This is a genomic window from Sporolactobacillus sp. BBK16-2 (assembly GCF_059878335.1).
Window position 1 is genome coordinate 1,515,077 of record NZ_CM187611.1, and the last position, 12,158, is coordinate 1,527,234.

Here is a 12,158-nt window from a genome sequence, read left to right on the forward strand (position 1 = left end):
ACAAGTCTTGTGGTATTAAGTCAAGACCTAGTTGAGATTTATTTCCGTGCTTTTCAATGATGATTTAAAAATGAGACAACACTAACCTAGGCCTTCAATAATTACCAAAATTTTGAAGGCGGTAAGGAGGCGGATCTTTACTGATTATCGGCGATTTCACCTCCCTTCGGAGTGTAAATCAGGTGGTCGCGAAGCAGCACGTCCACCAACCGAACCAGTTTTCTTGCTGTCAGTACGAGTGCGCGTTTATGACGAAACTTAGGAACTTCGTTGAATTTCTTTTGGTAATAGGCCCGATAAACCGGGTCACATCGCTTTACTGAATTGGCAGCTTCAATCAAGTAGTAGCGAAGATACTCGTTACCGGTATGCGTTCGTGGCGTGCGTTCTGCCTGAAAATTTCCGGATTGGGAGACTTTCCAGTAGAGACCGGCATATTTAGCAAGCTGAGCCTCATTGTCAAATCGATCAATCTGACCGATCTCGGCAATCAGACCGGCTGTGTATACCGGACCGATTCCTGGAACACTCATGAGACTCTGCGCCTCCGGGATGATTGCGTACAGGGACTCAATACTCTTGTCCAGCGTCTGAATTTGTTTCTTCAACCCGTCGATAATGCGGGCGTAACTGGCGAGAACAACGTCAATAGAATCCTGAAGGACTTTGCCAATACGATAGGAGTCACGAATCGCTTTTTGAATGGCTTTGGCCAGCTTTTCCGGATCACTGAAACGTCCTTTTCCGGCCTTGTTTAGGTGTTCAGCGAGGTCTTCCAACTTCATCTGGGAAATCTCGTCTAAAGACAGTGCATCGCTTAGGATGTCCATGATCGACGCGCTGAACACAGAAGTCGGAATTTCCTGAGTCAGGGTGTTGCACTTGTAGTATAGATTTTCTAAGAAGTGCTGTTTACATTCGGTCATTTGATGAATCAGCTGATAACGAGTTCGTGTCAGGCGCTGGAGCGCGACATACTTCTCTTCTTTGATCACCGGTACTTGATAGCGTTCAATGCGCAGGAAATCCGCAATACGGAACGCATCGATCGTGTCGGTCTTGTCCTCGTCAAACAGCCCTTTATAACGATGAATCATCGTTGGGTTGAGGGTCACGACATCCAAAGGCAGCTCCTTCAAGCTCGCGTCTTCATGAAAAAACACCGCCGGGTGAAAGCTGTAGATGGACGTGGACTCCATGCCGATCACCACCCGTTGATAGTGAACGGCTGAGTGGAACTTTAACACAAGTTCCTTAATGGCAGCGGCACCGATAAGATTGTTCGCTAAGGATTTTTGGATCAGCTTATTTTGGTCACTATCCAAAAAGCAAACGTCCAGTTTTTGTGAACTCACATCAATACCAACAAACAGTTTCATTGGGAAGGACCTCCTTTCCTGATCAATTTTGGAATAAGCTCGGATACTCTGTGATGTCCCCTAATTACAACTGCATGAACGCGACCTCGCGATCAGTAGACACTGGCTGCGCCTTCAAAGCTGCCTCATCCTGCTTCTGATGAGTTGAGCCGCGGCCGCTACATCTTGTGCGTCAGCATATCTGGCAGTTGCCTGGGCGGCAGACTTGAAACGTAGTAAAACTACAGGGGGAAAAAGCCTAGTCCAGTTGGATCCATTCCAATGAACAACTAGAGGATATCACGCAGTACCCGAGCTGAACAGGGATGACTATTAACTTCGAAACTTATTATACGAGGAGGAAACACCATGAATTTTTTTAATAAGCTGAAGAACCGTATCACCGGCAGCACGACTGCGGTTACTGATAAATTCAAAGACGGCTTGTCCAAAACAAGACAGTCATTTGCAGAGGGCATGAACAATTTGGTCAAGCGCTACCGGAAGGTTGACGAAGATTTTTTTGATGAATTGGAAGAACTGCTGATTGAATCTGATGTTGGAATGACCACCGTAATGGATCTGGTTGATCGGTTAAAAGATGAATCGCGTACGAGAAACATTAAGGATACGGCAATGTTAAAAGACGTGATTGTTGAGGTTCTTTCTGAATTTCTTACTAAAAGCAAGGAAGAAACAAAACTTAATATAAATCCTTCCGGACTTACCGTTATTCTTATGGTTGGTGTAAATGGTGCGGGTAAAACGACGACCATAGGAAAACTCGCCGGTAGACTTAAAAATGAAGGAAAGACAGTACTGCTTGCAGCGGCAGACACATTCAGAGCAGGCGCGATTGATCAGCTGCAGGTTTGGGGCGATCGTACGGGTGTTGATGTGATTAAGCATCAAGAAGGATCAGATCCTGCTTCAGTCGTCTTTGATGCCATGCAAGCTGCAAAGTCGCGCAAGGTGGATGTTCTGCTTTGTGACACAGCAGGAAGGCTTCAAAATAAAGTTAATTTAATGAAAGAACTTGAGAAAATCAAACGTGTGATCACTCGCGAATGTCCGGGTGCGCCGCAGGAGGTTTTGCTAGTTCTGGATGCAACGACAGGACAGAATGCGCTTAACCAAGCGAAATTATTTCGGCAAGCGTCAGAGGTTACAGGTATTGTTCTTACAAAACTGGATGGAACGGCGAAAGGCGGTATTGTGCTTGGTATCCGCAATGAACTGAACATTCCTGTTAAATTTGTTGGACTGGGTGAACAATTGAATGATCTTCAGGCTTTTGATGCGGATGCATTTATTTATGGACTGTTTTCTGAACTTTTTCAGGCCGACGATGAAGCGTCCCAATCGGAATAAAATGTGTATAGCACGGACTAACATTCGTTGCTAAGGAAAAAACTTGACACACAAAGAAAAAAAAAGTAATATTTAATCTGTAAAGTAAAATGCCTTTACAGCCAAGGGGATTTGCTATGCTTGAGAAGGTTTTGAGAGTTAACGCCCTATACGATTTTTATCAGCTGCTTCTCACCCCAAAACAGCAAGAGTATCTGAATCTTTACTATCTTAATGATTTTTCTCTTGGTGAAATTGCGGAAAGAAAACAAGTTACAAGACAAGCTGTTTATGATAACCTCAAACGTGCTGAGAACGCTCTTGAAGCGTTTGAAGAAAGGTTAGGGCTTTTTCGTAAATATGAAGTCAGGCTTTCTGTTATTTCGAAAATGAGGGAATTGGCTGGTCATTTGAATAGTAAAGAAAGCCAAAAACTAGATTCTTTTATTGATGAATTAGAGAATTTAGATTAGGAAGTGAGAAGTATGGCATTTGAAAGTCTGTCGGACAGATTACAGGCGACGATGAAAAAGATTCGCGGCAGAGGCAAGGTGACTGAGGCCGATGTCAAACAGATGACGCGAGAGATTCGCTTGGCACTGCTTGAAGCGGATGTTAATTTTAAAGTCGTAAAATCGTTTGTTAAAAGCGTTCAGGAACGTGCAGTTGGTCAGGAAGTTCTAAAAAGCCTTACTCCCGGACAGCAGATTATTAAGGTTGTTCAGGAAGAATTGACTGAGCTGATGGGTGGAGAGCAAACAAAACTTAATCTCGCTCTGAAGCCGCCGACCGTTTTGCTGTTTGTCGGGTTGCAGGGCGCTGGTAAAACAACGTCTGCTGCAAAACTTGCCAATTATATTCGAAAAACCCATAATAAGAATCCACTGATGATTGCTGCGGATATTTATCGTCCTGCTGCAATTAAACAGTTGCAAACTTTGGGCGGACAACTGAATATACCCGTTTTTTCACTTGGTGATCAGGTCAGTCCGGTGGAAATTGTGCGTCAGGGACTGGAGCAGGCGAAGACGGATCATCACGATTTAGTATTGATTGACACCGCAGGTCGGCTTCATATTGATGAAGGACTGATGGACGAACTTGATCAGATCAAAGCAGTCAGTCATCCGGACGAGATCTTTTTGGTTGTTGACGCAATGACCGGACAGGATGCAGTCAATGTCGCAACTGCGTTTAATGATCGACTGGATTTGACCGGTGTTATCATGACCAAGCTCGATGGCGACACAAGAGGCGGCGCTGCATTGTCTGTTCGTTCCGTAACGGGAACACCTATTAAATTCGTCGGCATGGGCGAGAAGATGGATGCCCTTGAGCCATTCCATCCGGATCGCATGGCTTCGAGAATTTTAGGAATGGGTGATGTACTTTCTCTGATTGAGAAAGCACAAGCAACAATTGATGAAGAGAAAGCGCGTGATATGCAGCAAAAGTTGCTTTCCGTCAGCTTTACTCTTGATGATTTTCTGGATCAAATCGGTCAGATTCGAAGTATGGGTCCACTCGAAGATTTACTTGCAATGATGCCTGGAGCGAACAAGTTCAAGGGCATGAAAAATATGCAAATCGACGAGAAGAAAATTGGCCAGACCGAAGCGATCATTCGATCGATGACTTCCCAGGAAAAAACGGATCCGGATGTCATTAATGCAAGTAGAAAGAAGCGCATTGCTCTTGGCAGCGGGACATCGGTCGCCGACGTCAACCGGTTGCTGAAACAGTTCAAGGACATGAAAAAAATGATGAAACAGTTTATGGGCAAGGCAAAAGGCAAAAAGCGAAATCCATTTAATTTACCATTTATGTAAAATCATTAAAAAAGTAGGAGTTGTTTTATTATGTCAGTTAAAATTCGTCTAAAACGTATGGGTGCAAAGAAACGTCCATTTTACAGAGTAGTTGTTGCTGATTCACACGCACCTCGCGATGGCCGTTTCATTGAAGAAATCGGCACATACAATCCGGTTGTCACACCAAAAACATTCACAGTTGACGAAGAAAAAGCGCTTGATTGGCTGCAAAAGGGTGCTCAACCTTCAGATACCGTACGCAACCTGTTCTCCAAGGAAGGCATTATGGAGAAGTTCCATCTTGCTAAACTGCAAAAATAATGACGAGGGGCGGCAGATAAATGGAAGAGTTAATCAAAGCCATTGTATTTCCGCTCGTTGACGATCATACGCATGTTATGATTGAGAAACAAGAAGAATCTGATCATGTGACTTATATACTTGTCGTAGATAAAAAGGATATGGGAAAAGTGATTGGCAGACATGGTCAGGTTGCTGAAGCTGTACGGACGATTGTGTCCGCTGTCGGAAGCGCTGGCGGTGTGCCGACACGATTCTTAATTCGTGAATAATAAAGAAAAAGAGAAGGGGGAGAGATCAGCCCTTCTCTTTTTCACCGTACATAGAGATTTTTTACAGATTGCCAAATGGTAAGGAGGCTGCATAATGACTGAGCAATGGTTTTATGTTGGAAAGATAGTCAATACCCAAGGAATCAAGGGTGAAGTACGTGTTGTCAGCATTACCGATTTTCCGGAAGAACGCTATGCGATTGGCGCAACCTTGTACGTGCGAAACCCAGAGACAGGCACGCACGACCTGCTGAAAGTAAAAACGTATCGCCGTCACAAGCAATTTGACTGCTTGAGTTTTGAGAATTATCCTTCGATTAATGATATAGAAAAATATAAGGGCTGTTCGCTATTTATTCCAAAAGAACAGCTGTCGGAACTGGAACAAGGCGACTTTTATTATCATGAAATCATCGGATTAAAGGTAATCACAGATACTGGACGCGAACTGGGTGAAGTGAAGGAAATCCTGTCTCCCGGTGCGAATGATGTTTGGGTCGTTGATACGGGAGTAAAGGATATCTTAATCCCGTATATTAACGATGTAGTGAAAAATGTCGATGTTGCGCAAAAAAAAGTGATCGTTCACTTGATTCCGGGGTTGGTGGACGATGAAGATTAATATTCTTTCCCTTTTTCCTGAAATGTTTGATGGCGTTCTAAACAGTTCTATTTTGGGGAAGGCAGCCGAGAAAGACGTTGTTTCCTTTAAAATTACGAATTTTAGGGATTTTACGACCAACAAACATAATAAAGTTGATGATTATCCATTTGGAGGCGGAGCCGGAATGGTTCTGATGCCTCAGCCCCTTTTTGATGCGGTTGATGCGGTGCGTCATGAAGAACATACCAAACCGCGTGTTATTTTGACTTCACCGCAAGGAAAGCCCTTTAAGCAGCATGATGCGGAAATGCTCTCCAAAGAAAAAGAACTCATTTTTATTTGTGGGCATTATGAAGGATTTGACGAACGTGTTCCTGAGTTCCTTGTTACGGACGAATATTCCATTGGCGACTTTGTCATGACAGGCGGAGAATTGGCAGCGATGGCAATGATCGACAGCATCGTGCGACTGCTTCCTGGTGTGCTCGGCAATGATACATCGGCAGTGACCGATTCTTTTTCCACAGGATTGCTGGAGCATCCGCATTACACGCGGCCAGCGGATTTTCGTGGCATGAAAGTACCGGAAGTATTGCTTTCGGGAAACCACGAGAAAATCGCTGAATGGCGCCTGAAGGAATCACTCAGGCGTACCTATGAACGTAGGCCTGATTTGTTAAACGGTTATAAATTGACCGAGCAGGAAAAAAGATGGATCAAACAATTTGAGCAAGAAAGTTAACCCTATTAAGCAATTCTTCACTTATTTAAATGCTTGCATGAACACTTTCGATTGTGATATGATAGTCGTTGTGGCAAATGCCAGTGAATACGATGTTCCGCTGCTTTCTTCGGGAAGGTAAGAGCATTTGTACGGAAGGAGGCCATTTTGTTATGTCTAACATTCTTGATGAAATTACTAAAGAACAGTTGCGAACGGATATTCCGGAATTCAGACCTGGTGATACGTTGAAAGTGCACGTGAAGATTACTGAAGGTACACACGAACGTATTCAGGTGTTTGAAGGTGTTGTGATTAAACGTCACGGCAGCGGTATCAGTGCAACCTTTACGGTACGAAAGATTTCTTATGGTGTCGGTGTTGAACGTGCATTCCCGGTTAACTCGCCGAAGATCGACAAGATCGAAGTGGTACGTTACGGTAAAGTTCGTCGCGCGAAACTTTATTATCTGCGTGCTCTGCGTGGTAAGAAAGCACGTATTAAGAGCAGATAATCATAATTGGAAATTGAATGTACACAGCAATGAAGAGGAGGGGCTTGGGATGACCAAGCCTCTCCGATTTTTTATACTATAAGAAAGTTTAAAATTCAGCGGAGTATAGTATAAGCGGTCCGGCAAAACGCCGCGTCCTGCGGCTCACCGGACACTAGGCCATCCATGGCCGTCGCAACTAAGTCTTCGCCTTTTCCGGAGGCTTGGCGAAGCCAAGTTTTCTAATACAAAAAGAAAGAATAAGAGATTAGCGGTCCCTAGTACAAAGAAGACTAAGTTTTTTTGAATACGTTCGAACAAGATAAAGTGAATCAACTCTTAGATTGAAAAAGAAGGGGACAGGAATTATGACCATCCAATGGTATCCGGGACATATGGCGAAAGCAAAGCGCCAAATGATCGAGAAAATTAAGCAAATTGATGTTGTAATTGAGCTTGTGGACAGCAGAATTCCCGCATCGTCAAGAAACCCGCTTGTTGAAGAAATATCATCCGGCAAGCCGAGGCTTCTTGTCATGAATAAAATAGATATGGCAGATCGTCAGGCAACAGCAGAGTGGAAAGACACATTTGAGAACGAGGGTGTAAAAGTCCATCTTGTTAACAGCCAAACTGGACAAGGGGTCTCAACATTACCTGATGCTGTTCATCAATTAACTGCAGATCGACGAAAAAAATTGGAGAGTAAGGGTTTTCGACCTCATGCTGATCGCGCATTAATCTTAGGTATTCCTAATGTCGGCAAATCAACGCTAATTAATCGTTTGGCCGGAAAAAAAATTGCAAAAATCGGTGATCGTCCGGGAGTAACTAAAGCGCAACAATGGATCAAAGTCGGAACAACGATGGAATTGTTGGATACGCCAGGCATACTTTGGCCGAAATTTGATGATCCGCGTGTCGGCCTTTGCCTTGCCGCAACGGGAGCGATTAAAGAAGAATTGCTTGATTTTCAAGAAATCGCGTTGTTTCTATTAAAAACCATGCTGCAGCACTACCGAAATTCGCTGACTAAGCGCTATCAAATAGAGGAACTCCCTGAGTTAAAAGGAACAGAAGAGGATCAACAAATGCTGATCAGTCTTTTTGATGAAATTGGCAAGAAGAGGGGTTGCTTGATGAGCGGCGGATTCATTGATTATGATCGCGTGTCGGAAATCATTATTCGTGATTATCGTAGTCAGAAACTAGGTCCGCTTACTCTTGAATGGCCGCAATGATTTGAATTTAATGCGAAAGTAAAAATAAATTGGACTCTGCCGATATAGATAATAACAGGGGAAATAGATGATGAAACGAACCACAATTGCAGAAATTAAAGAGCGATTATCTGAAACAACTGAGCTGTCTGAGCAAGAAATGCAGCAGCTTAAATCGGATACGCGAATCGGTGTTCGATCCTTGCTTCGTAAATGGGAAGAGCGGAAAGCCCATTTTCAAGAACTTGTCGTTAAATATCATCAAATGAATCGCTTCGAAGATGAACTCAAAAGCGAGGGTGCGCAATGTATCGCAGGCATTGATGAGGCAGGAAGAGGCCCACTGGCAGGACCTGTTGTTGCAGCATGTGTTGTATTGAAGTCGAATGCGATTATTCCCGGAATCAATGATTCCAAGCAATTATCGGCCGGAAAACGCGATTACCTTTACAACCGCATATGCGAGTCAGCGGCTGCATTTGGTGTGGGTATCGTTTCGGCCCATGAAATTGATCAGATCAATATCTATCAAGCTGCTAAAAAAGCAATGGTTCTTGCGGTCGAAAAAATGGAGATGGTTCCAGATCATCTGTTGATTGACGCAATGGAACTACCACTTGATATGCCTCAAACCTCCCTTATTAAAGGAGACGCGCGCAGCAATTCAATTGCCGCTGCGTCTATTCTGGCAAAAGTGACTCGTGATCGGCTGATGTGTGATTTAGATCGGGAGTACCCAGGCTATGATTTTGCCAAACACAAAGGTTATGGAACTCAGGCACATTTGCGGGCAATCGAGCGCTTGGGTACCTGCCCGGAACATCGCATGACATTTGCGCCACTAAAACCCTTAGAAGATGCATGAGAAGGTGATCCTGTGAACTTCCAACCTTATGCGATCAATCAGAGTCAAATGATCGGTACTTATGCACCAGAACAGATTTTGCGGGGCAAGGTCCTGGATTTGCTCCCGGATCGTACTGCTCTTGTTCGCCTTGGTGCAAAGCAAGTCGTTGCTAAAGTTGCTTCTGCTGATCCACCATTGAAAGTTGGTCAAGATTATTTATTTCAGATTAAGCAAGGTACGAGTCCGCTTATTGCAAAACTTATTGAACGACAACAGGCAAATCGTTCATCCAATATGATCGACGATGTCTTTAATACGCTTCAATTAAAAGAAGACTCATTAACAAGACAAATTGTTCAAACTTTTCTTGATCGTGGTGATCCGCTCACGCGTGAGTCAGTCCTTCAAGCAAAAGCATTGTTAAAAATGAGCGGCAATTTTACTGGAGATATGCAAACGATTCGATGGATGATGAACCGACAGATTCCGTTGGATGAATCATTATTTAACATTGCAAAAGGGTTGCAAGATTCCGAATCGATCAGTTCAAAACTTGATGCAATGTCCAAAGAGATTCAGCGTTCAGGTGTTCAAACTGCTTCCGTAGACCAATTGAAAAATGCACTAAGTAGTTTTTCAATACTGAAAGACGGAAATCGTTTTGCTCAACTTTATCATGAGATTGGAGATAACAAAGGAGATAAACTGCTCACATCATTTTTGGCTGATCAGACATCTCTTCATTCTAATGCTGCTCAAAAAGCAGTTAAAGAATTTATGGCAAGTCCGATGGCGCTAAATGATATGACTCATTTAATGAAGGAATTGAAAATAAACCAACCCATTAAGACGTTTATTAGTGCATTCCGTAGTTTTGCGCTCGAACAGATTCCGAATTTGACTGATCAATTAGTCGGGTCGTCGGACAATAAAAATCTTCTGTTTGATGTTTTAAAACAATTAGGATTTGATTATGAATTCCAAATCAGTGAATGGATGACAAAAGATTCAAGTGCAGAAAGACAACAACCGGAAACGTTAAAAGGGCACTTGCTTGCCGTTATTCAGGATCAGGATGCTCCTTATGCATTGAGAAAGGCAGCACAAGAAATTGTTCAGAAAATTACAGGTGAACAGTTGCAGATGGTGTCTGCTGACCCATTTGTTGCTCAATTTTCACTGCAGATCCCCATTCCATATAAAAGAGATTTCACCAATGTTTCTGTATACTGGGAAGGAAAGCGAGATAGAAAAGGGGCGATCGATCCGGATTCCTGTACAATTGTCCTTTGGCTTGATTTGACTCATTTAAAGGAGACGTTAGTGACCATCCATGTGCAAAATCGTTCTGTGACCTTAAATGTGCAGAACGGTGAGGCCGATCTGCGTTCTCTGCTTGCTTCCGGAGAGCCTGCATTGAGGGATCAGCTATCGAAAGCGGGCTATCAGTTGCTCTCGCTTACGCAAACGGAGAAGATTGATCCTCATCTAATGAAAAAAGTCACGGACCCGCTTACCCAAACAAATTACAGGATGGATGTGAAAGTGTAATCATGACTTCTGAGCAAAGAAAAAAAGCAGTTGCTTTAACATATGTCAGTGGTTCTGATCAAGCCCCTCGTGTTTCAGCAAAAGGCGAAGGGGAAATTGCACAGCGTATTATTGACCAGGCAAAGCTGCATGATATACCCATTCAAGAAGATCCGGCACTGGTCTCAATGCTGGGTAAACTTGACCTAAACCAAATGATTCCTCAGGAACTCTATCAAACTGTTGCAGAAATTTTTGCATTTATCTATACTATTGATGAGCAGGCAGGTAAAAAAAACTCATAAGAAAGCTCAGCTTTATTGCAATATCTTTTTAGATGGCTCAGTTTTAATGAAATTATTTTTTACTGTTTTTGAAACCTAACCATTATTATCATTTATTTGTGAAACACTCATACCTCATTCGCTTTAAACGAACATGATGGCTAGAAATGTAACCTCCCTTCTTTTATCTTTTATTCCATTACCTAAGATGCTTATCCTATCCTAACTACTCAATTAAATATGCTGAAGAAGGTGCGCCGATGGATCCTCTCACACTTAAATTAGTACTGCTCAATCATTGCCGAGGCATTGGAAGAAGAACGGTATGGCAAATGATTCGGATAGATCCGGATCTGAATAGGATACACGCTTATTCTCTGAACGAGCTGCAATCATTGTTTCGGCTCTCCTCAGCTAAGGCAAGGCTTTTTATTGAGGATCGCCATGCGATAAACCCAAGGAACCTAGTAGAGTTATATCAAGATGAACAGATCACGCCGATCCCTTTTTATCATCCGCATTATCCCCGTTTACTAAAAAATGTGTACGATCTTCCTTACTTAATCTACGGAAAGGGCAACCTCTCACTTTTGAATGAAAAGAAATTGTTAAGCGTTGTGGGCACGAGACATCCGAGCAGTGAAGCTGGTAGGATTACGAAACAAATTATTGAACCTTTGAATCAGCATGGTTGGACGATCGTCAGCGGCATGGCAATGGGTATCGACGGCATGGCCCACCGGCTTGCATTGGGCGGACGAACGATTGCCGTCCTAGGATCCGGATTGCAGTGCCCCTATCCCCATCAACATCATGGGCTGTATCAGCAATTGTGCCAAGCACAGCTGGTTATAAGTGAATATCCGCCTTCAGCTCTGCCTGAACGATGGCGTTTTCCAGAACGAAATCGAATCATCAGCGGTATGACCTTGGGAACGCTGGTTGTTGAAGCGAAGGAAAGAAGCGGATCATTGATCACTGCGGATCAGGCGTTAGAACAAGGACGCGAGGTGTTCGCAATCCCCGGCTCAATTTTAAAGGGTACAAGCAGCGGGACAAATCGTCTCATACAACAAGGCGCGAAACTGGTGTGTGATTGGCAGGACATTGTTCAGGAATTAAATTTGGTTCAATAATGAACGTACTTATGACTTGATGTGGATACAAGCACGGCATTCACATCTAGAAAAACGCATTAATGAATGCGAATTTTATACACAGACAAAAAAATAATTCGTTTTTATGAGAGGAAACACCCCAAAAAAGCAAATCATTTTTCGGAAATTATATTGATTAAGTTTGACAAAGCTCTAATCAATCATTAAGATTAGTGAAGATTTGAATATTCACAGAAAGGGGGAGAAAAC

Annotated in this window: 14 protein-coding genes; 13 read left to right on the top strand and 1 reads right to left on the bottom strand. The window is 43.2% G+C overall.

Going from position 1 to position 12,158, the window contains the following annotated elements; all coding sequences use genetic code 11:
• Positions 1-137: 137 nt before the first annotated feature.
• Positions 138-1,379, bottom strand: a complete 1,242-nt coding sequence (locus AC6F33_RS07620; protein ID WP_500777193.1) for an IS110 family RNA-guided transposase — start codon at positions 1,377-1,379, stop codon at positions 138-140.
• Positions 1,380-1,727: 348 nt separating this feature from the next.
• Between AC6F33_RS07620 and ftsY the strand changes: the two genes are divergently transcribed.
• The 13 genes from ftsY to dprA all read left to right on the top strand — a co-directional run bounded on the left by ftsY (position 1,728) and on the right by dprA (position 11,927).
• Positions 1,728-2,729: a signal recognition particle-docking protein FtsY gene (gene ftsY / locus AC6F33_RS07625; protein WP_255746223.1), complete on the top strand. Its 1,002-nt coding sequence runs from the start codon at positions 1,728-1,730 to the stop codon at positions 2,727-2,729.
• 116 nt (positions 2,730-2,845) lie between these two features.
• Complete coding sequence (locus AC6F33_RS07630) at positions 2,846-3,181, top strand: putative DNA-binding protein (RefSeq protein WP_255746224.1); 336 nt, start codon at positions 2,846-2,848, stop codon at positions 3,179-3,181.
• Positions 3,182-3,193: 12 nt separating this feature from the next.
• Positions 3,194-4,537 carry a signal recognition particle protein gene (gene ffh / locus AC6F33_RS07635; protein ID WP_255746225.1) on the top strand — a complete coding sequence of 448 codons (1,344 nt, stop codon included), beginning with the start codon at positions 3,194-3,196 and terminating at the stop codon, positions 4,535-4,537.
• 30 nt (positions 4,538-4,567) lie between these two features.
• Positions 4,568-4,840 (top strand): 30S ribosomal protein S16, encoded by a 273-nt coding sequence (gene rpsP / locus AC6F33_RS07640; protein ID WP_255746226.1) that lies wholly within the window; start codon positions 4,568-4,570, stop codon positions 4,838-4,840.
• A gap of 20 nt (positions 4,841-4,860) precedes the next feature.
• Entirely contained in the window at positions 4,861-5,091 is a 231-nt protein-coding gene (locus AC6F33_RS07645) for a KH domain-containing protein (RefSeq protein WP_255746227.1), read from the top strand.
• A gap of 94 nt (positions 5,092-5,185) precedes the next feature.
• The gene (rimM, locus tag AC6F33_RS07650) at positions 5,186-5,713 is read left to right on the top strand and encodes a ribosome maturation factor RimM (protein ID WP_255746228.1); all 528 of its coding nucleotides are present in this window, start codon (positions 5,186-5,188) and stop codon (positions 5,711-5,713) included.
• On the top strand, positions 5,703-6,437 hold the full coding sequence (gene trmD, locus AC6F33_RS07655; protein WP_255746229.1) for a tRNA (guanosine(37)-N1)-methyltransferase TrmD: 735 nt from the start codon (positions 5,703-5,705) through the stop codon (positions 6,435-6,437). Before rimM ends, trmD begins: the two co-directional genes overlap by 11 nt.
• 152 nt (positions 6,438-6,589) lie before the next feature.
• Positions 6,590-6,931 carry a 50S ribosomal protein L19 gene (gene rplS / locus AC6F33_RS07660; protein ID WP_255746231.1) on the top strand — a complete coding sequence of 114 codons (342 nt, stop codon included), beginning with the start codon at positions 6,590-6,592 and terminating at the stop codon, positions 6,929-6,931.
• Positions 6,932-7,278: 347 nt separating this feature from the next.
• On the top strand, positions 7,279-8,151 hold the full coding sequence (ylqF, locus tag AC6F33_RS07665) for a ribosome biogenesis GTPase YlqF (protein WP_255746232.1): 873 nt from the start codon (positions 7,279-7,281) through the stop codon (positions 8,149-8,151).
• 70 nt (positions 8,152-8,221) lie between these two features.
• Positions 8,222-8,995, top strand: coding sequence for a ribonuclease HII (gene rnhB / locus AC6F33_RS07670; RefSeq protein ID WP_500778144.1), 774 nt, complete (start codon positions 8,222-8,224; stop codon positions 8,993-8,995).
• A 12-nt stretch (positions 8,996-9,007) separates the two neighbouring features.
• Positions 9,008-10,528: a hypothetical protein gene (locus tag AC6F33_RS07675; RefSeq protein WP_500778077.1), complete on the top strand. Its 1,521-nt coding sequence runs from the start codon at positions 9,008-9,010 to the stop codon at positions 10,526-10,528.
• A gap of 2 nt (positions 10,529-10,530) precedes the next feature.
• A complete protein-coding gene (locus tag AC6F33_RS07680; RefSeq protein ID WP_255746235.1) occupies positions 10,531-10,812 on the top strand; it encodes an EscU/YscU/HrcU family type III secretion system export apparatus switch protein in 282 nt (93 codons plus the stop codon).
• 239 nt (positions 10,813-11,051) lie between these two features.
• Complete coding sequence (dprA, locus tag AC6F33_RS07685; RefSeq protein ID WP_255746237.1) at positions 11,052-11,927, top strand: DNA-processing protein DprA; 876 nt, start codon at positions 11,052-11,054, stop codon at positions 11,925-11,927.
• The last annotated feature ends 231 nt before the right edge of the window (positions 11,928-12,158 follow it).

What these genes read in the sequence shown, in the direction of transcription:
- AC6F33_RS07680 (WP_255746235.1), top strand. Translation starts at nt 10,531, where the DNA reads ATGACTTCTGAGCAAAGAAAAAAAGCAGTTGCTTTAACATATGTCAGT.
- ylqF (WP_255746232.1), top strand. Translation starts at nt 7,279, where the DNA reads ATGACCATCCAATGGTATCCGGGACATATGGCGAAAGCAAAGCGCCAA.
- dprA (WP_255746237.1), top strand. Translation starts at nt 11,052, where the DNA reads ATGGATCCTCTCACACTTAAATTAGTACTGCTCAATCATTGCCGAGGC.
- ftsY (WP_255746223.1), top strand. Translation starts at nt 1,728, where the DNA reads ATGAATTTTTTTAATAAGCTGAAGAACCGTATCACCGGCAGCACGACT.
- rpsP (WP_255746226.1), top strand. Translation starts at nt 4,568, where the DNA reads ATGTCAGTTAAAATTCGTCTAAAACGTATGGGTGCAAAGAAACGTCCA.
- AC6F33_RS07630 (WP_255746224.1), top strand. Translation starts at nt 2,846, where the DNA reads ATGCTTGAGAAGGTTTTGAGAGTTAACGCCCTATACGATTTTTATCAG.
- trmD (WP_255746229.1), top strand. Translation starts at nt 5,703, where the DNA reads ATGAAGATTAATATTCTTTCCCTTTTTCCTGAAATGTTTGATGGCGTT.
- AC6F33_RS07645 (WP_255746227.1), top strand. Translation starts at nt 4,861, where the DNA reads ATGGAAGAGTTAATCAAAGCCATTGTATTTCCGCTCGTTGACGATCAT.
- rplS (WP_255746231.1), top strand. Translation starts at nt 6,590, where the DNA reads ATGTCTAACATTCTTGATGAAATTACTAAAGAACAGTTGCGAACGGAT.
- ffh (WP_255746225.1), top strand. Translation starts at nt 3,194, where the DNA reads ATGGCATTTGAAAGTCTGTCGGACAGATTACAGGCGACGATGAAAAAG.
- AC6F33_RS07620 (WP_500777193.1), bottom strand. Translation starts at nt 1,379, where the DNA reads ATGAAACTGTTTGTTGGTATTGATGTGAGTTCACAAAAACTGGACGTT.
- rimM (WP_255746228.1), top strand. Translation starts at nt 5,186, where the DNA reads ATGACTGAGCAATGGTTTTATGTTGGAAAGATAGTCAATACCCAAGGA.
- rnhB (WP_500778144.1), top strand. Translation starts at nt 8,222, where the DNA reads ATGAAACGAACCACAATTGCAGAAATTAAAGAGCGATTATCTGAAACA.